Here is a 17,848-nt window from a genome sequence, read left to right as displayed (position 1 = left end):
CCGATGGCCCGGCCCCGTCAGGGGTCGGGCCATCGGCGTGCCCGGGTGAGGGAGAGGGGTAAATCGGCGCCCGGTGTCCTCGCGGGGCAGCGGCGGGAGGCCTGAGGGTGCGGCATGACGCACCCTGAATCACTGTGGGTATCTCATAGCGACCCAGAGTGAGGAGAGCTCATGCGCCGTCCCATCGCCCGAAGGCTGACCGGGGTCATGGCCACACTGGCCGCGTCAGCCGCGCTGCCCTTGGCTTCCCCGGCTCCCGCCGTAGCCGACAGCGTCGTAGTCGGCGGATACCCGGTCCAGATCGCCGACAGTCCGTGGGTGGTGGCGCTCTCCAGTCGTGACCGGTTCGGCGGTACGAGGGCGGGCCAGTTCTGCGGTGGAGTCGTGGTCGGCCGGTCGACCGTGCTGACCGCTGCCCACTGCGTCGGTGAGGACGTCCTCGGGGGGTCGACGGGTTCGGTCCGCGACCTGAAGGTCATCGCCGGGCGCACGGATCTGCGGACCACGAACGGTACCGAGGTCGCGGTGCGCAGCGTACGGATCAATCCCGGGTACGACAGTGCGACCAATGCCGGGGACATGGCGGCGCTGACGCTCCAGACGCCGCTGCCGGCGAGCTATGTGATCCCCATGGCGGGGCGCGGAGACCCCGCGTACCGGGAGGGCACCCAGGCCAAGGTCTACGGATGGGGTGACACCACGGGCGTGGGGTCGTATGCGCAGGTTCTGCATGCCGCCGACGTTCAGGTGCTGCCCGACTCGTCTTGTCAGCGGGCCTACCCGGGGGTGCCGGACGGCAAGTACCTGCCCGACTCCATGCTGTGCGCGGGAGTGCCACAGGGAGGCCATGACGCCTGCCAGGGCGACAGCGGCGGTCCCCTGGTGGCCGGAGGCCGTCTGATCGGCCTGGTGTCGTGGGGAAGCGGCTGCGGGCGTGCGGACAGCCCCGGGGTGTACACCCGTATTTCCGGTGTGCTCTCGGACACTTCTCCGGTGTCCTGAGCGCGCCGGGCTTCCCGGTCGCGGAGGTGCGGGGCGCGCTCTCGGGCGCGACCCGGCGGATAGGGACGAGCCGCTACGACCGGGCGGCCACTCTCCGTGGTGGGGAGTGGCCGCCCGGTCACCGGCCTGGTGCCGGTGCTGGCTCGTCGACGTAGGCGCTGGGCCTCAGTGTTCGTCGTCGTTCGCGGACGCCGGAACGGCGGTCAGCCGCTCCGTCTCGTCCTGTATCTCGGCGGCGATCTTCTTGAGTTCCGGCTCGAACTTGCGACCGTGGTGGGCGCAGAAGAGCAGTTCACCGCCGCTCAACAGGACGACGCGCAGGTAGGCCTGGGCGCCGCAGCGGTCGCACCGGTCAGCGGCCGTCAGGGGGGTCGCGGGGGTCAGAACAGTAGTCACGTCGCCTCTTCTCTAGCTCGACGAGCTGTCGTACCAGGGTCAACATCCAACCAGGCCGAAAACGTTCCCGCTCGTGGCTTTTCCTCGAAAATTTCTCTCCGAGGCGGCTGTCTGCTGCCGGTTGGCGGCGAATGTGCCGTAATGCATGTCTTCGTGTCTTACGGGTTCGCGCGTTATTCGGATCGGTCCTCCCGGCGGTCGCCGGTTGTTCATGAGGACGTGCCCCGAGGCTAAATGGTTCATGCGCCGAAGGGAACGTGATATCCGCTTCACTCCATCGAGGGATCGAACAGGTGTATGACTCTGGACTAGTCTGAGTGTGGACGAGGGTGGCGTTACAACGGCTCTACCAGGCCTCGGTACCCTCTGACCGGCGACCGACGCCGGCCCCTTACCCCAAAGGGCCCCACCTGAAATTCAGCGAGGAGCGAACCGCGTGACCGCCGAGACGTCCGTGCCGTCCACAGCGCTGCTGACCGGAGCAGACCGGGACGGTTCCAATTACACCGCTCGGCACCTGCTCGTCCTGGAGGGTCTCGAGGCCGTCCGCAAGCGGCCCGGCATGTACATCGGGTCGACCGACAGCCGTGGCCTGATGCACTGCCTCTGGGAGATCATCGACAACTCCGTCGACGAGGCCCTGGGCGGCTACTGCGACCACATCGAGGTCGTCCTCCACGACGACGGCAGTGTCGAGGTCCGGGACAACGGTCGAGGCATCCCCGTCGACGTGGAGCCGAAGACCGGCCTCTCCGGCGTCGAGGTCGTGATGACGAAGCTGCATGCGGGCGGCAAGTTCGGTGGCGGCTCCTATGCCGCGTCGGGCGGTCTGCACGGCGTGGGCGCCTCTGTCGTGAACGCCCTGTCCGCACGGCTCGACGTCGAGGTGGACCGCGGCGGCAACACCCATGCGATCAGCTTCCGGCGCGGTGTCCCCGGCGCCTTCGCGGGTGAGGGCCCGGGTGCCTCCTTCGACGTGAAGAGCGGCCTGCGCAAGGCCAAGAAGATCCCCAAGACCCGCACCGGCACCCGCGTGCGCTACTGGGCCGACCGCCAGATCTTCCTCAAGGACGCGAAGCTCTCGCTGGAGACGCTGCACCAGCGCGCACGCCAGACGGCGTTCCTGGTCCCCGGCCTGACCATCGTGGTCCGTGACGAGTACGGACTCGGCGAGGGCGGCAGCAAGGGCGAGGAGTCCTTCCGCTTCGACGGAGGCATCAGCGAGTTCTGCGAGTACCTCGCCGCCGACAAGCCCGTCTGCGACGTGCTCCGCTTCTCGGGACACGGAACCTTCAAGGAGACCGTCCCGGTTCTCGACGACCGCGGCCACATGACGCCGACGGAGGTCACCCGGGAACTCGGCGTGGACGTCGCCCTGCGCTGGGGCACCGGCTACGACACCACGCTCAAGTCGTTCGTCAACATCATCGCCACCCCCAAGGGCGGCACCCACGTCACCGGATTCGAGCGCTCCGTCACCAGGACGATGAACGAGGTGCTCAGGTCCCAGAAGCTGCTGCGCGTCGCCGAGGACGACGTCGTCAAGGACGACGCCCTCGAAGGACTCACCGCCGTCGTCACCGTGCGCCTCGCGGAGCCGCAGTTCGAGGGACAGACCAAGGAGGTGCTGGGCACCTCGGCCGCCAACCGGATCGTCGCCAACGTCATCGCCAAGGAGCTCAAGGCGTTCCTGACCTCCAGCAAGCGTGACGCCAAGGCGCAGGCCCGGTCCGTGATGGAGAAGGTCGTCGCCGCGGCCCGCACTCGCATCGCGGCCCGCCAGCACAAGGAGGCGCAGCGGCGGAAGACCGCGCTCGAATCGTCCTCGCTCCCGGCGAAGCTCGCCGACTGCCGCAGCGACGACATGGAGCGCAGCGAGCTGTTCATCGTCGAGGGGGACTCCGCGCTCGGTACGGCGAAGCTCGCCCGGAACTCGGAGTTCCAGGCCCTGCTGCCGATCCGCGGCAAGATCCTCAACGTCCAGAAGTCGTCCGTCTCGGACATGCTGAAGAACGCCGAGTGCGGCGCGATCATCCAGGTCATAGGAGCCGGCTCCGGCCGCACCTTCGACATCGACGCAGCCCGCTACGGCAAGATCATCCTCCTTGTCGACGCCGATGTGGACGGCGCGCACATCCGCTGTCTGCTGCTCACGCTGTTCCAGCGGTACATGCGGCCGATGGTGGAGGCGGGCCGGGTGTTCGCCGCGGTTCCGCCGCTGCACCGGATCGAGCTGTCCCAGCCCAAGAAGGGCCAGGACAAGTACATCTACACCTACTCGGACCGTGAACTGCGCGAGACGCTGCTGGAGCTCCAGCGCAAGGGCGTGCGGTACAAGGAGTCGATCCAGCGGTACAAGGGCCTCGGTGAGATGGACGCCGACCAGCTGGCCGAGACGACGATGGATCCGCGCCACCGCACCCTGCGCCGGATCAACATCGCCGACCTCGACTCCGCCGAGAACGTCTTCGACCTGCTGATGGGCAACGAGGTGGCGCCGCGCAAGGAGTTCATCACCAGCTCCGCGGCCATGCTGGACCGGTCGCGCATCGACGCATAGCCCGTCGTCACCGGTGTGCGGCCCGCCGCGCACCACAGGGGTCTCCACCCGAGGGTGGAGACCCCTGATCCACCCGCGTTCCACCCCGGCTCCGATCCTCCGGCCTGGGCATTTCCGTACCTTCGAAGGCGTTGCGGTCCAGCTCCTCTCGCCCTTCGGAGGCCTCGATGTCCCCGCTCCTCGATGCCGCGGTGATCGCCGCTGTGGTCGTCCTGGTGGTGTTCCGCCAGCTCAGGGCCCAGCAGGTCGGCGCGGACCGGCGGTGGTGGCTCATCCCCTGCGTCATGGCGTTCCTGTCCGTGCGCCAGGGCGGGCTCGTCGACCCGCACCACCCGGGGACATCGGTGCTGCTCCTCGTCGGCGAACTGGTCGTCGGCCTGGTCATGGGGGCGGCCTGGGCGACCACGAGCCGGATATGGAAGGAGCCCGACGGCACGGTGTGGGCACGCGGCACCAAGGCGACGGTCGCCGCGTGGGTGATCGGCATTGCGCTCCGGATCGGCCTGGTGGGCCTGGGGACTCTGGCCGGCATCCACCAGGGGACGGGCGCGGTCCTGCTGGCGCTCGCGGTGTCGCTGCTGATGCGCTCGATGCTGCTGATGTGGCGGGCCCGGTCGGTGAGTCTGCCGTTCACCGGACCGGCCGCCTATGGTGGCGGCGTGTCCGTGGCGATGCGGAAGGACCGTGTGTGACCCCCAACACCTGGACCATCTGGCCCTCGCGGGAGGCGCTGAGCCACGTCGGAGTCTCACGGCCGCGGCGTCTGCTCGCCCGGACCGCGCGTCTACTCACCCTCGGCATTTTCCTGTGGTCCACCTTCTCGAACGGCCGGATCCACGGCTGGGGCAGCGCGGTGGTGGCCCTCGGGGTCGCCCTGTGCGGCGCAGCCGGCTGGGGTTTCTTCCGCACGACGCTCCAGCAGCGGCTGGTTCCGTCGCTGGCCCTGTATGTGCTGCTCCTCGCCGTCGCGACCGGCGCTCAGGCGGCCGGCTTCCGTGTTCCGGCGCTCGTCCTGTGGTGCGGCTGCGCGGTCGCCGCACTGGAGCGGCTGCCACTCGCGGCGGCACTGCCCGCGTCATCCGTGGCACTTGCGGCGTACGCGGCGGTGAACGACGACGTCTGGCTCACCACAGCGGCCACCGCCGGCGGGCTCGCCCTCGCCGGATACGTTCTGCGGCTCGACGCCGAGGCCCGGGGCAACGCGCAGCGGCTCCTCACCCAGGAGCGGGCGGCGCGTGATGCCGAGGCCGCATCCGCCGCGCTGGCCGAGCGGGCCCGTATAGCCCGCGACATCCACGACGTGCTCGCACACAGCCTTTCCGCCCAACTGGTCCACCTGGAAGCGGCCAGGTTGCTCATCGAGCGGGACGCCCCCCGCGAACAGATCCTCGAACGGGTGGTCGCCGCACGGGGCATGGCGCGCGACGGCCTCGACGAGACCCGGCAGGCCCTCTCGGCGCTGCGCGGCGACATGTCCCCGCTGGAGGACTTCCTGTGCGAACTGGTGGGTGCCGCCGACCGGGCGGCGCTGTCCGTCGGGGGCGAGCGGCGCTCGCTCTCGGCGGAGGCTTCGCAGACGGTCCGCCGGGTGGCACAGGAGGCTCTGACGAACGTCCGCAAGCACGCCCCGGGCGCCAATATCGACGTACGGCTCGACTACGGCCCGGACGCGGTGACCTTGGACGTAAGGGACTCAGGGGGCAAGCCGGGCGAACTCGCCGAGTCCGGATCCGGGTACGGTCTGCTGGGGATGCGGGAGCGCGCCGAGCTGCTGGGCGGGACGCTGCACGCAGGGCCGTACGAGAAGGGCTTCGCAGTGACGTTGAAGGTGCCCGCATGAGCGGAACCGGCTCCGGGGGGCCGACCGCCCGCGTGGTCGTCGCCGACGACCAGACCGTGGTGCGCGAGGGAATCGTGATGCTGCTGGGGCTGCTGCCCGGTATCGACGTGGTCGGGTCGGCGGGCGACGGGGAGGAGGCGGTCGCTCTCGTCGCCGAACTCGCCCCGGACGTCGTGCTGATGGACCTGCGCATGCCGCGCTGCGACGGAGTGGAGGCGACGCGGCGCATCCGGGCCGAGTACCCGGGCACACAGGTCGTCGTGCTCACCACGTTCGCCGACGACGAGTCGCTGTTCCCGGCGATCAAGGCCGGTGCGCGGGGCTATCTCACCAAGGACGCCGGCGGCGACGAGATCGTGCGTGCCGTGCACAGCGTGCTCTCCGGAGACGCAGGCCTGTCGCCGCAGATCCAACGACGGCTGCTGGAAAGGATCTCCCAGCCCGAGCCGCACCCTGCACCCCCGGCCGAACCCCCGGACGGCCTCACGGCGCGCGAGACCGATGTGCTCGTACTGATCGCCGAAGGGCTGACCAACCAGGAGATCGCCCGCAGGCTCCATGTCTCCACGGCCACGGTGAAGACCCACATCAACAACCTGTTCGCCAAGGCGGGCCTCAAGGACCGCGCCCAGGCCGTCCGGTACGCCTACGTGCACGGCCTCGCAAAGCCTCCGGGGAGCTCCATCACCTGATGGGGTGAAATGCCAGATTTGATGAGTCCGGGATCTTCCCCATCTGTCCATCCTTGGGCATGCAATCGAAGAGTCATCTACCCCCGTGCCGTGGGGGTGGCCCCGAGCGCGTGGGGGAGCTGCGCGAAGGGTCCGACATCGACCCGGGGCCTGCCGGAAGACACACGGACGCTCCCTGGGACGACCCGTGGTACGACGTACTCGCCAACGGCTGGGGCGATTCGGACGGTACGGGCGCCTCGCCGCACGCCGGGCCGCGGCACTCCGCCGCGCCCCGGCGGGACGCTGCCGCCGTCTACCTGGAGGTGCAGCGCAGTGCCGCGTTCCAGGAAGTGCGCCGCCGCTACCGCCGGTTCGTGATCCCTGCGGCCGCGGTGTTCCTCACCTGGTACGTGGCCTATGTGGTGACCGCGACCGTCGCGCCGGGGCTGATGGCGCGGCCCGTGGTCGGCGCGGTGAACGTCGCGATGCTGGCCGGCCTTGCACAGTTCCTCTCCACGTTCCTGCTGACCTGGGCGTATGCACGTCATGCCCGACTCCGCCGTGACCGTGCGGCCCTGGAACTGCGCTGGGACACCCAGGAACTGACACGGGGGATGTCTTGACGGCCCATCACCAGACCTTGGCCCTACTGCTGTTCAGCGCATTCGTCGCGGTCACGCTGGCGATCACGACATGGGTAAGCCGGACCCGGCAGGGTTCAGCGGAGGAGTTCTACGCAGGCGGCCGCCTCTTCTCGCCCATGGAGAACGGTTTCGCCATCGCGGGTGACTACATGTCGGCCGCCTCCTTCCTCGGTATCTCCGGACTCATCGCCCTCTTCGGCTACGACGGGCTGCTGTACTCGGTCGGCTTTCTCGTCGCCTGGCTCGTCGTACTGCTGCTGGTGGCCGAACTCGTCCGCAACTGCGGCCGGTTCACGCTGGCCGACGTGGTGGCGGCCCGGATGGCGGAGCGGCCGGTGCGCATCGCGGCGGGAACCTCGTCGGTGACCGTGAGCGTTCTGTATCTGGTGGCGCAGATGGTCGGGGCGGGCAGCTTGGTCGCGCTGCTGCTGGGTGGCCGGAGCGGGACGGCGCAGATGTGGACGGTGATCTGTGTCGGCGCACTGATGGTGATCTACGTGTCGTTGGGAGGGATGCGGGCCACCACATGGATCCAGATCGTCAAGGCGGTGCTCCTGATGGGCGGCACCATCACGCTGACCGTGCTCGTCCTCGCCCGCTTCCACGGTGACTTCGACCAGCTGCTGCGTACCGCGGCCGCGCACAGCGGACACGGCATGGACTTTCTGGCGCCCGGCCTGAAGTACGGCGGAAGCTGGACCGCCCGCTTCGACTTCATCAGCCTGGGCCTCGCGCTCCTGCTCGGCACCGCAGGACTGCCCCACATCCTGTCCCGCTTCTACACCGTGCCGACCGCGCGGGCCGCCCGCCGCTCGGTCGTCTGGGCCATCGGTCTCATCGGCGGCTTCTACCTGATGACGATCGTCCTGGGCTTCGGGGCGGCCGCGATCGTGGGATCCAACACGGTGCGTGCCTCCAACGCATCGGGGAACACGGCAGTCCCGCTGCTGGCGCTCGACGTCGGCGGCGGCGCGGACTCGACGGGGGGAACGGCGCTGTTCGCGGTCGTGGCCGCCGTCGCCTTCGCCACGATCCTCGCGGTGGTCGCCGGGATCACTCTCGCCTCGTCGGCGTCCGTGGCCCACGACCTGTATGCCTCACTGCGGCGCAGGGGGGCCAGGCAGCACAGTGAGGTCGCGGTGGCGCGCGTCGCCGCCGTCGGCATCGGGGTGGCCGCCATCGGCCTCGGGCTGCTCGCCCGGGACCTGAACGTCGCGTTCCTCGTCGGCCTCGCCTTCGCGGTCGCGGCTTCGGCCAACCTGCCGGTGCTGCTGTACACGCTGTTCTGGCGGAGCTTCACCACACGCGGTGCGGTCTGGGCGGTGTACGGCGGCCTGGCTCCTGCACTCGTCCTTGTGGTGCTCTCCCCGGTGGTGTCCGGGAGCCCCACGTCCCTGTTCCCGGGGGTGGACTTCCAGTACTTCCCCCTGGAGAACCCCGGGCTGGTCTCGATCCCCCTGGGCTTTCTCGCGGGCTGGCTGGGCACCGTCACATCGCCGGAACCGCCGGACGAGGCCAGGCATGCGGAGACCGAGGTCCGTTCACTGACCGGAGCGGGAGCGGTCTGAGCTGCGGCGCATCACCCTGCCCGCCGCGCCGCGCAGGCGGCCCGGTCGGGTCCGCGGCGGGGATCGCGCCGGCCGCTCGCGGAGCCTCAGTGCGCCTTGGCCCAGGTGTACCGGTGCTCCGGGCGGCCGGTGTCGCCGTATTTCAGGGTGAGGGTGATACGGCCCGCGCGTTCCAGATACTTCAGATAGCGCTGAGCCGTCGAGCGGCTGATCCCGGCCCGGGTGGCGACCTCGTGGGCGGAGAGCGGCTGCGCGGCCGCGTCGAGGACACCGCGGATGAGGTCGGCGGTGGGGGCGGAGTGGCCCTTGGGCAGCTCGGCGGGAGCGGCGTCGGCGGTGCGCAGGGCGCCGAAGATGCGGTCCACCTGCTCCTGACCGGCCTCGCCGCTGCCGCTCACGCCGTCCAGGGTGCGGCGCAGCGCCGCGTAGGCGTCGAGCTTGGCGCGCAGGCCGGCGAAGCTGAACGGCTTCACCAGGTACTGGAGTGCGCCGTACCGCATCGCGGCCTGGACGGTCGCCACATCGCGCGCGGCGGTCACCATGATCACGTCGGAGGAGTGCCCGAGCTGCCGCATGCGCCGCACCAGGGTCAGGCCCGTCTCGTCCGGCAGATAGTGGTCGAGCAGGACGAGGTCCACGGAGACGCGTTCCAGGGTCGCGAGGGCCTGGGCGGCGGTGTGGGCCCGGGCGGTGACCCGGAAGCCGGGAACCTTGGCCACGTATGCCGCGTTGATCTCTGCGACGCGGAAGTCGTCGTCCACGACCATGACGTCGATCATCCTGTCCCTCCAGTAGCAGCCATCGATTCGCTCAGCGCCTCCGGCAGTACGACGGTGAAGACGGCCCCGCCGCCCGCCCGGGCCGTGACCCTCGCCATGCCGCCGTAGCGCTCGGCGAGCCGCCGCACCAGGGCCAGGCCGAGGCCCCGGCCGCGGTGCGCGGGCGGTTCCTTGGTCGTCCAGCCCTCGGCGAAGATGCGCTCGCGCATGTCCGGCGGGACGCCGGGACCGTTGTCGCTCACCCGCAGGACGGCCGTGGTCCCCTCGGCCAGCAGTTCCACCTCGATGCGGGTCGCGGCGTCCAGGGCGTTGTCGATGAGATTGCCGAGCACGGTGACCAGGTCGCGGGGGTCGACGACCCGGTCGGGAAGGAGGGTGTCGGGGGAGACGTGGAGCAGGGCGCCGCGCTCCGCGGCGATGGCGGCCTTGCCGACGAGCAGGGCGGAGACGAGCGGATCGTGGACGCGTTCGGCGACCTGTTCGGCGGAGGCGCGCTGTCCCTCGGCGACCTCGGCCACGAAGTCCACGGCCTCGTCGTACAGGCCGAGTTCCAGCAGCCCGAGCAGGGTGTGCAGGCGGTTGGCGTGCTCGTGGTCCTGGGCGCGCAGAGCGTCCAGGAGGCCGTGCGTGGAGTCCAGCTCACGGCCGAGCAACTCCAGTTCGGTCCGGTCGCGCAGGGTCACCACGGCCCCGTCGTCGCCGGTGGGCATGCGGTTGGCCACCAGGACACGGCCGCCGCTGACGGTGAGCAGGTCTGCGCCGTCCACCCGGCCGGCCAGCACATCGGTGGTGCGGCCGGGTGGCAGGGCGTCGTCGACGGTGCGTCCGATGGACTCGGCGCCGATTCCGAGGAGACGTTCCGCCTCGTCGTTGATCAGGCGAATCAGGCCCGTCCGGTCGAGGGCGACGACGCCCTCGCGTATGCCGTGGAGCATGGCCTCGCGCTCGTCGAGGAGCGCCGAGATGTCGGCGAACGCCAGGCCGTGCGTGCGGCGTTGCAGTCGGCGTGAGACACCGATCGCGGCCAGGACGCCGACGGTCAGGGCCGCGCCTGCGTACATCAGCAGGCCGGGCACCACGCTCAGCAGCTGCTTGCGCACGCTGCCGTAGGCGATGCCGACCGAGACGGCACCGACGATCCGGCCGTGGTCGCGCAGCGGAACCTTCGCCCGGGCGGAGCGGCCCAGGGTGCCGCTGTCGATCTCCATGACGCTCCGGCCCGCGAGGGGCGCGCGCGGACTGGTCGAGACGGGCTCACCGATCCGGTCCGGATCCCGATGGGACCACCGTGTCCCCGAGGTGTCCATGATCACTACATAGAGTGCTCCGGTCGCCACACGGATCCGTTCGGCCTCCCGCTGCACCGGGCCCGTACGGCTCGGCGGGGTGGTCTGCAGGTCCCGGGCGATCTCGGGTTCCTCGGCGGTGGTCTGTGCGATGGACAGCGCCTGGCGCATCGTCTGCTCGTCGAGCTGGGAGCTCAGTGGGGCCAGAAACAGCCCCGTCACCAGCCCCGTCACGGCGGTCGTGATCGCCAGCTGTGCGGCCAGGACCTGCGCGGAGACGCGGCGCGGCCACCTGATGCGCATGCGTCGCCCCTGTCTCCCGGTCGTTGCCCGACTGTGAACGCAACGTAAACAGGCCACAGCGCCGCTGCCCAGGCCCTGTGTCGCATTCGTTGTTGTAGCGCGAGCAAAACGAGCACAACAGGGGGTTGTGGGCACAAGAACGGGTTGTGACCGCAAGGCTGACGCTGTGGCCGGGGCCACATCTACCGTCCCGGCCATGAGCCAGACGAACAACGAACGGAGCGGCCCCGCCATCGAGCTGCGGGGCGCGAGCAAAGCCTTCCGGACCCCGTCGGGGGCGCTCCACACGGCCGTACGGGATCTGGACCTCACCGTCGGACGCGGTGAGTTCGTCGCGGTGGTGGGACCCACCGGTTGCGGTAAGTCGACGACGCTGACGCTGGTCAGCGGCCTGGAGGAGCCCACCGAGGGTGAGGTCCTGGTGGCCGGTGAGCCGGTGCGCGGCATCGGGGACAAGGTCGGCTTCGTGTTCCAGCAGGACGCCGTCTTCCCGTGGCGCACGGTGCTCTCGAACGTGATGGCGGGCCCGCGTTTCCGGGGCGTGCCGAAGGATCAGGCGAAGGAGAAGGCACGTGAGTGGCTGGCGCGCGTCGGCCTTGCCGCCTTCGAGGACCGCTACCCGCACCAGCTCTCCGGCGGTCAGCGCAAGCGTGTCGCGCTCGCCGCGACTTTTGTGAACGACCCCGAGATCCTCCTCATGGACGAGCCCTTCTCGGCGCTCGACGTGCAGACCCGTGCACTGATGTCCGACGAACTGCTGGAGCTGTGGGCCGGTACCGGCGCCTCCGTCGTCTTCGTCACCCACGACCTGGAGGAGTCCATCGCACTCGCCGACAAGGTCGTGGTCATGACAGCAGGGCCGGCCACCGTCAAGGAGGTCTTCGAGATCGACCTGCCGCGTCCGCGCAAGGTCGAGTCGGTGCGGCTGGAGCCGCGCTTCCTGGAGATCTACCGGGAGATCTGGGCCTCGCTCGGCGAAGAGGTCCGCATCACGCGCGAAAGGGGTGCGGCACATGTCGCCTGAGACCGTCACCGCAACGTCGTCCGTCCTGGCCAAGGACGCCGGCACGGACCGTACATCGGCCCGCCAGAAGGCGGCCCGCAACCGCAGGATCGTCGTCTACGCAGCCCGTGTCCTGCTGCTCGTGGCCGTGATCGGGCTGTGGGAGTGGTTCGCCCGCGCGGGCGTCATCGATGCCTTCAACTTCTCGATGCCCTCGAAGATCTGGGCCCAGATGAGGACCTGGGCGGTCGACGGCACGGCTCAGGGCTCTCTGTGGGAGCAGATCTGGTACACGCTGTACGAGGCCCTGCTCGGCTGGGTCATCGGTGTGACCGGCGGTGTGCTGTTCGGCATCGCGCTCGGCCGGGTGCGCTTCATGGCCGATGTGCTGGGGCCCTACATCAAGGTCCTCAACGCCCTCCCACGGATCGTCCTCGCACCGATCTTCCTCATCTGGTTCGGACTCGGACCGGCCTCCAAGGTCGCATCCGCCGTCGTCCTCGTCTTCTTCCCGGTCTTCTTCAACGCCTTCCAGGGCGCCCGCGAGGTCGACCGCAACCTGGTCAACAACTCGCGCATCCTCGGTGCCAGCAACCGTCAGGTGACTCTCCAGGTCGTCATTCCGTCGGCCACCTCGTGGATCTTCACCAGTCTGCACGTCAGCTTCGGCTTCGCGCTGATCGGCGCGATCGTCGGCGAGTACATCGGCGCCACCAAGGGCATCGGCCTGCTCGTGTCGGCCTCGCAGAACTCCTTCAACGCCGCGGGTGTGTACGCCGCGATGGTGATCCTCGCCGTCGTCGCACTGCTCGCCGAGGCCCTCCTCACGGTGCTGGAGAAGCGGCTGTTCCGCTGGAAGCCCGTCCAGGCCGGTTCGGACCGCTGACGCCCGTCCGCCCCATCGGCCCGCATCGCGCGCCGCCGTCCTCGCGAGCCCCACACGGCTCTCGCTGCCTCCACCGCACGCCCGGGGCGGTCTCCCGCCTCTCCGGTCCTCCGCACTGCTCCGTTCCTCGCCCCCTCTCCCTTCCTGCTCACAAGGACGTGACCCATATGCGCAGAAGTCTCAGCATCTCCGCCGCCGCTGCCACCACGGCGCTCGCTCTCATCACGCTGACCGGTTGCGGCAGCGGCGACTCGGCCTCGGCCGGCGGGAAGGACTCCGGCGGAAAGATCAAGATCATGGTGGGCGGCCTGGACAAGGTCATCTACATGCCGGCGATGCTCACGCAGCGGCTCGGCTACTTCAAGGACGAGGGCCTGAACGTCCAGCTCCTCACCGAGCCCGCCGGTGTGCAGGCCACCACCTCGCTCGTCGCGGGCGAGGTGCAGGGCGTCGTCGGCTTCTACGACCACACGCTCGATCTCCAGGTCAAGGGCAAGCAGGTCGAGTCGGTGGTGCAGCTGGCGCACGCCCCCGGCGAGGTCGAGGTCGTCTCGAAGAAGGCGGCCGACGAGGTGACGTCGCCGAAGGACTTCAAGGGCAAGAAGCTCGGTGTGACGAGCCTCGGTTCGTCGACCGACTTCCTGACGAAGTACCTGGCGGTCAACAGCGGCGTCAGGACGAGCGAGTTCACCCCGGTCGCGGTCGGCGCCGGCCAGACATTCATCTCCGCGCTGCAGCAGGGCTCCATCCAGGGCGGCATGACCACGGACCCGACTGTCGCCCAGATCGTCGACAAGGGGCTCGGCAAGGTCCTTGTCGACATGCGCACCGCCGAGGGTTCCAAGGCCGCGCTCGGCGGCCCCTACCCGTCGTCGAGCCTGTACATGAACACGGACTGGGCCAACAGCCACAAGGAGACCGTGCAGAAGCTGGCCAACGCGTTCGTCAGGACGCTCAAGTGGATGTCCACGCACAGCCCGGAGGAGATCGCGGCGAAGATGCCGGCCGACTACGCGCAGGGCGGCCGGAAGCTCTACGCGGAGTCGATCAAGAGCACGCTTCCGATGTTCACCACGGACGGAGTGATGCCGAAGGACGGCCCGGCAACCGTTGAGCGCGTCCTCAAGTCGTTCAACCCCAACCTCAAGAACGCCCAGGTCGACCTGACGAAGACGTACACGACCGAGTTCGTCAAGAACGTCAAGAATTGATCCACGGCGTCGCGTTCCACGGGACGTACGGCAGAGACTGATCCATCGAGACAGGGAGTCCCCGCAGTCCTACGGCTGCGGGGACTCCCGCGTGCCTGCCGGAGCCGTGGCACCGGCCGCGGCCCCTTCGCGGACCGCCACCACATCCATCCGCGCGGGGGACCCCGGTGCCTTGCCGCAGCTCTCCGGGCGCGGCGGCGATGCGGCACTCCGCTCGACGGTCACGTGCCAGCGCCGCCCGTCCTCGTGGCCGACCGTCACGTCCCAGCCCGGTCCGCCGCCCTCGATCCCCAGCACGTTCAGTGCCCCGGCCGTGTCCTCGCCCGCGACGGCGCGCACCGCGAGCTCCGCGGCCTGCCCGGGCCGTTCCCAGGCGGAACTGCCGCGGCAGCCTTCGGTGATCACGCGCCCGGCCCGTACGGCGCCGAGGATCTCCCGCACGGAGTCGGCAGCGACCCGGCCGTAGGCGTATCCGAAGGGCAGCACCAGCACCGTGGGTGCGAAGCGGTGCCCGCCGAGATGCGTGACCTCCCAGACGCCCTCCACTCCGGATGCCGCGAGCTCCGCGGCGAGCGGCCGGCCGAGCAGGGCACAGCACCGGTCCCGCTTGGCGTTGGTGCATACCAGGGCCAGCGGTGCGCCGGTGTGGGCGATACCCCGCAGCGCGGTCTCGAAGCTCTCCTCCTCGCCCCGGCCCAGCGCCGCGAAGTCCAGCTTCAGCACGTCTTCGGGCGCCTCGACGGTTGTGGCCCGCACCCATGGATTTCCGGGATCGGTGTGGGCGGCATAGACCTGACGTGGTCCGGCCGTGTGGTGGTCGGCGTGCCGCCCCGGCCGTCTGATGAGCGCGATGCGCACGCCCGTGCCCTCCGCCGCGGCTTCCAGGGCACGCCCCAGTGCGGGGTCCAGATGGCTCGAGGTGAGCGCCTTGGCGCCCCAGGGCCCCGGCTGCTCGATCAGCAGCCAGGTCCTCGCGACGGCCGCGGTGCCCGCGAGGGGTTCGTCGAGATCCCGAGAGGCGGTCGCACACGTCGTAGTCACGCGGGTGAGCCTAACCCGGCCCCCGGTCGGTGAAGCCGGGGCCGGGGCGCCTCACTCGGAGCACCTCACTCGGGGCGGGGGAGCGGCTGCGGCGGGCGGGGGCCCGAGTACAGACCGCTCGGCCGCATGCGCAGTGGGCGTTCCTGGTACTCCTCCAGGGCGTGGGCGATCCAGCCCGCCGTGCGCGCCACCGCGAAGACGGTCTCGCCCGCCTCCTCGCGCATCGCGGAGGAGACCGTGAACACGGCCAGAGCGAGATCCACGTTGGCGTGCAGATCCGTGTGGCGGGCGGTGGTCGCGACGATGTCGCGAGCCGCCTCCAGGGCGGGAGCGGCCTGGGGGAGGCTCTCCAGCAGGGCGAAGAGCGCCCGCGCGCGGGGGTCCTCGCCCTGGTAGATCCGGTGGCCGAGCCCCGGGACACGGCGCCCGGCACGCAGTTCGCCGGCGACGACGGGCACGGCGCTGCCGCGGTCCAGCACCTCCAGCAGCATCCGGTGGGCGAGGCCGCTCGCCGCGCCGTGCAGGGGGCCCTCCAGGACGCCGAGGCCGGACGAGATCGCCGCGTAGGCGTGTGCACGGGCCGAGGCGGCGACGCGCACGGCGAGCGTGGATGCGGCGAGATCGTGGTCCACGAGCAGGGCAAGAGCCGTGTCCAGCACCCGCAGTGACGCCTCGTCGGGCTTGCTGCCGGTGAGCCGCGCCCACAGGCGCCTGGCGAGCGGGCCCTCGTCCCGGTGGGAGCGGAGGGCCGGAGGCAGCGCGGCGACGAGTGTGGGGATGAGGGTCCGCGCGGCCCCCAGGACCGCCTCTTCGGAGAGGTCGAAGCGCAGGGGGTCCGTGGCCGCCGCGGCGATCGCCGCCACCCGCAGGCGGTCCGTGGGGCCGCTCAGTGCCGGCAGGGCCTGAACCGCTCGGCGTGCGGCGGTGACCGTGGACTCGGGCGCGGTGAACTCCACGCCGGGGCGCAGGACCCCGGTCCACAGCCACTCGGCGACCTCCTCGTAGGAGTGGCGCGCGGCCAGCTCCGTGGCGTCGACGCCACGGTAGTAGTAGCGATCGTCCTCGATCAGGGTGATGCGCGTACGGACGGACAGACCGCCATCGGTGGTGTGGATCACGGGCCGTTCGCGCCGGTTCCGCCGCGCCAGCGACTCGACTTCGCCCGCGTCGAAGGTGCTGCCGCGGCCGCCGGGGCCCCGTCGGCTGCTGAGCTGGCCGCGGCTGACGTACGCGTACACGGTCTCCGGCTTCACGCCCAGCAGCTCGGCGGTCTCCTTGGTGCTCAGCCGCCGGGGCCCGTGTGGTTCGGCGCGTTCTTGATCCGTCATGGGCTCCACCGTATCCGTCCGGTCGTCTCTGCATATTGATTCAATCAATATTGACAGAGATTGAGTCAAGCATGGACAGTCTCATCAAGTCCAGGGAGGAAGAGGAAGATCATGCCGATCAACGGGACCACGTCCGCCCCCGTCGACGTACCGCGCGGGCTCGCAGGGGTCGTCGTCACGGACACCGCACTCGGTGACGTCCGCGGGCGCGAAGGCTTCTACCACTACCGCCAGTACTCGGCCGTCGAGCTCGCCCGGACCCGCAGCTTCGAGGACGTCTGGCATCTGATGGTCCACGGCGAGCTCCCGACGGCGGCGCAGGGCGCGGCGTTCGCCGGACGGACCGCGACGCTGCGCCGGTTGCCCGACGAGGTGCGCTCAGCGCTTCCGGCCATCGCGGCGGCCGGGGCCCGTGCCTCGGGGCCGCTTGCCGGACTGCGCACCGCGCTGTCCCTGTTCGGAGCGGCGCGGGGCTTCAGGCCGGTGTACGACATCGACGCCGGACAGCGCCTCGCCGATACGCTCGCCGCGAGCGCCGTCGTGCCCACCCTGCTCACGGCCCTGTACCGGCTCGGCCGTGGCCTCGACCCCGTCGAGCCGCGCGAGGATCTGTCGTATGCCGCCAACTACCTGTACATGATGACCGGTTCGGAGCCGGACCCCGATCGCGCCAGGGCCGTCGAGCAATACTTGATATCAACCATTGATCATGGCTTCAATGCATCAACCTTCACGGCGCGCGTCATCACGTCGACCGGCGCGGATGCCGCGGCGTGTCTCGTCGGGGCCGTCGGAGCCCTGTCCGGCCCCCTGCACGGCGGTGCCCCGAGCCGGGCCCTGGACACCCTCGACGCGATCGGTACTCCGGACCGCATCGACGCGTGGATCCGGGAGCGGGTGCTCGCCGGGGATCGCATCATGGGCTTCGGCCACCCCGTCTACCGGACCGAGGACCCGCGTTCGCGCATGCTGCGCGGGATCGCGGAGCAGTTCGGCGGGCCCCTCGTCGAGTTCGCCGTCGAGGTGGAGCGGCAGGTCGAGGCGATCCTCGCGGAGCTCAAGCCCGGCAGGGAGCTCCACACCAACGTGGAGTTCTACGCGGGCGTCGTCATGGAGCTCTGCGGACTGCCGCGTGAGATGTTCACGCCCACCTTTGCGTCGGCCCGTGTGGTCGGCTGGAGCGCCAACATCCTGGAGCAGGCCGAGGACAGCAAGATCATCCGCCCGGCCGCCCATTACGTGGGGCCGGTGCCGCCACAGCCGGTGCCTCTCGCTGTGGCGTGAGAGGGCTGCCTCCTCCCACGCCCGGTGCCGGCGCCTCTTCCCG

The 17,848-nt window shown here is 70.2% G+C and carries 16 protein-coding genes; 11 read left to right on the top strand and 5 right to left on the bottom strand.

What is annotated here, in order from left to right:
• Positions 1-171 precede the first annotated feature (171 nt).
• Positions 172-1,002 carry a S1 family serine peptidase gene (locus tag ACWCP6_RS22630; protein WP_450934302.1) on the top strand — a complete coding sequence of 277 codons (831 nt, stop codon included), beginning with the start codon at positions 172-174 and terminating at the stop codon, positions 1,000-1,002.
• 165 nt (positions 1,003-1,167) lie between these two features.
• On the opposite strand, the gene ACWCP6_RS22625 is transcribed toward ACWCP6_RS22630, so the two are convergent.
• Positions 1,168-1,398: a DUF7455 domain-containing protein gene (locus ACWCP6_RS22625; protein ID WP_450934301.1), complete on the bottom strand. Its 231-nt coding sequence runs from the start codon at positions 1,396-1,398 to the stop codon at positions 1,168-1,170.
• Positions 1,399-1,834: 436 nt separating this feature from the next.
• On the opposite strand from ACWCP6_RS22625, the gene ACWCP6_RS22620 reads away from it, so the two are divergent.
• The 6 genes from ACWCP6_RS22620 to ACWCP6_RS22595 all read left to right on the top strand — a co-directional run bounded on the left by ACWCP6_RS22620 (position 1,835) and on the right by ACWCP6_RS22595 (position 8,684).
• Positions 1,835-3,958, top strand: a complete 2,124-nt coding sequence (locus ACWCP6_RS22620) for a DNA gyrase/topoisomerase IV subunit B (protein ID WP_450934300.1) — start codon at positions 1,835-1,837, stop codon at positions 3,956-3,958.
• A 167-nt stretch (positions 3,959-4,125) separates the two neighbouring features.
• Positions 4,126-4,650, top strand: a complete 525-nt coding sequence (locus tag ACWCP6_RS22615) for a DUF1453 domain-containing protein (RefSeq protein ID WP_450934299.1) — start codon at positions 4,126-4,128, stop codon at positions 4,648-4,650.
• A complete protein-coding gene (locus tag ACWCP6_RS22610) occupies positions 4,647-5,798 on the top strand; it encodes a sensor histidine kinase (RefSeq protein WP_450934298.1) in 1,152 nt (383 codons plus the stop codon). Before ACWCP6_RS22615 ends, ACWCP6_RS22610 begins: the two co-directional genes overlap by 4 nt.
• Complete coding sequence (locus ACWCP6_RS22605; RefSeq protein WP_450934297.1) at positions 5,795-6,490, top strand: response regulator transcription factor; 696 nt, start codon at positions 5,795-5,797, stop codon at positions 6,488-6,490. Before ACWCP6_RS22610 ends, ACWCP6_RS22605 begins: the two co-directional genes overlap by 4 nt.
• 59 nt (positions 6,491-6,549) lie before the next feature.
• Positions 6,550-7,095 (top strand): DUF485 domain-containing protein, encoded by a 546-nt coding sequence (locus ACWCP6_RS22600; RefSeq protein ID WP_450934296.1) that lies wholly within the window; start codon positions 6,550-6,552, stop codon positions 7,093-7,095.
• Entirely contained in the window at positions 7,092-8,684 is a 1,593-nt protein-coding gene (locus tag ACWCP6_RS22595) for a solute symporter family protein (protein WP_450934295.1), read from the top strand. Before ACWCP6_RS22600 ends, ACWCP6_RS22595 begins: the two co-directional genes overlap by 4 nt.
• Before the next feature lie 86 nt (positions 8,685-8,770).
• Here the strand turns inward: ACWCP6_RS22595 and ACWCP6_RS22590 are convergent, their stop codons facing one another.
• Positions 8,771-9,463, bottom strand: a complete 693-nt coding sequence (locus ACWCP6_RS22590; protein WP_450934294.1) for a response regulator — start codon at positions 9,461-9,463, stop codon at positions 8,771-8,773.
• A complete protein-coding gene (locus ACWCP6_RS22585) occupies positions 9,460-11,052 on the bottom strand; it encodes an ATP-binding protein (protein ID WP_450934293.1) in 1,593 nt (530 codons plus the stop codon). The genes ACWCP6_RS22590 and ACWCP6_RS22585 overlap by 4 nt, the downstream gene beginning before the upstream one ends.
• A gap of 196 nt (positions 11,053-11,248) precedes the next feature.
• Between ACWCP6_RS22585 and ACWCP6_RS22580 the strand changes: the two genes are divergently transcribed.
• The 3 genes from ACWCP6_RS22580 to ACWCP6_RS22570 all read left to right on the top strand — a co-directional run bounded on the left by ACWCP6_RS22580 (position 11,249) and on the right by ACWCP6_RS22570 (position 14,152).
• Positions 11,249-12,076, top strand: coding sequence for an ABC transporter ATP-binding protein (locus tag ACWCP6_RS22580; RefSeq protein WP_450934292.1), 828 nt, complete (start codon positions 11,249-11,251; stop codon positions 12,074-12,076).
• A complete protein-coding gene (locus ACWCP6_RS22575) occupies positions 12,066-12,941 on the top strand; it encodes an ABC transporter permease (RefSeq protein WP_450934291.1) in 876 nt (291 codons plus the stop codon). The genes ACWCP6_RS22580 and ACWCP6_RS22575 overlap by 11 nt, the downstream gene beginning before the upstream one ends.
• Before the next feature lie 167 nt (positions 12,942-13,108).
• Positions 13,109-14,152: an ABC transporter substrate-binding protein gene (locus ACWCP6_RS22570; RefSeq protein WP_450934290.1), complete on the top strand. Its 1,044-nt coding sequence runs from the start codon at positions 13,109-13,111 to the stop codon at positions 14,150-14,152.
• A 69-nt stretch (positions 14,153-14,221) separates the two neighbouring features.
• Here ACWCP6_RS22570 and ACWCP6_RS22565 read toward each other — a convergent pair whose 3' ends face one another.
• Both ACWCP6_RS22565 and ACWCP6_RS22560 read right to left on the bottom strand, forming a co-directional pair.
• Complete coding sequence (locus ACWCP6_RS22565; RefSeq protein ID WP_450934289.1) at positions 14,222-15,193, bottom strand: sucrase ferredoxin; 972 nt, start codon at positions 15,191-15,193, stop codon at positions 14,222-14,224.
• Between the two features lie 65 nt (positions 15,194-15,258).
• Positions 15,259-16,521 (bottom strand): citrate/2-methylcitrate synthase, encoded by a 1,263-nt coding sequence (locus tag ACWCP6_RS22560; RefSeq protein WP_450934288.1) that lies wholly within the window; start codon positions 16,519-16,521, stop codon positions 15,259-15,261.
• A 111-nt stretch (positions 16,522-16,632) separates the two neighbouring features.
• Here ACWCP6_RS22560 and ACWCP6_RS22555 point away from each other — a divergent pair, with 111 nt between their 5' ends.
• Positions 16,633-17,805, top strand: coding sequence for a citrate synthase (locus tag ACWCP6_RS22555; RefSeq protein WP_450934287.1), 1,173 nt, complete (start codon positions 16,633-16,635; stop codon positions 17,803-17,805).
• Positions 17,806-17,848: the final 43 nt, after the last annotated feature.

Source organism: Streptomyces sp. NPDC002004, from assembly GCF_053593975.1.
This window is presented reverse-complemented; position numbering and strand designations above follow the sequence as displayed.

Bases quoted from the DNA above. Each gene is read 5' to 3' on its own strand.
- ACWCP6_RS22630 (WP_450934302.1), top strand. From the start codon at position 172: ATGCGCCGTCCCATCGCCCGAAGGCTGACCGGGGTCATGGCCACACTG.
- ACWCP6_RS22555 (WP_450934287.1), top strand. From the start codon at position 16,633: ATGCCGATCAACGGGACCACGTCCGCCCCCGTCGACGTACCGCGCGGG.
- ACWCP6_RS22605 (WP_450934297.1), top strand. From the start codon at position 5,795: ATGAGCGGAACCGGCTCCGGGGGGCCGACCGCCCGCGTGGTCGTCGCC.
- ACWCP6_RS22580 (WP_450934292.1), top strand. From the start codon at position 11,249: ATGAGCCAGACGAACAACGAACGGAGCGGCCCCGCCATCGAGCTGCGG.
- ACWCP6_RS22600 (WP_450934296.1), top strand. From the start codon at position 6,550: ATGCAATCGAAGAGTCATCTACCCCCGTGCCGTGGGGGTGGCCCCGAG.
- ACWCP6_RS22585 (WP_450934293.1), bottom strand. From the start codon at position 11,052: ATGCGCATCAGGTGGCCGCGCCGCGTCTCCGCGCAGGTCCTGGCCGCA.
- ACWCP6_RS22590 (WP_450934294.1), bottom strand. From the start codon at position 9,463: ATGATCGACGTCATGGTCGTGGACGACGACTTCCGCGTCGCAGAGATC.
- ACWCP6_RS22615 (WP_450934299.1), top strand. From the start codon at position 4,126: ATGTCCCCGCTCCTCGATGCCGCGGTGATCGCCGCTGTGGTCGTCCTG.
- ACWCP6_RS22575 (WP_450934291.1), top strand. From the start codon at position 12,066: ATGTCGCCTGAGACCGTCACCGCAACGTCGTCCGTCCTGGCCAAGGAC.
- ACWCP6_RS22560 (WP_450934288.1), bottom strand. From the start codon at position 16,521: ATGACGGATCAAGAACGCGCCGAACCACACGGGCCCCGGCGGCTGAGC.
- ACWCP6_RS22570 (WP_450934290.1), top strand. From the start codon at position 13,109: ATGCGCAGAAGTCTCAGCATCTCCGCCGCCGCTGCCACCACGGCGCTC.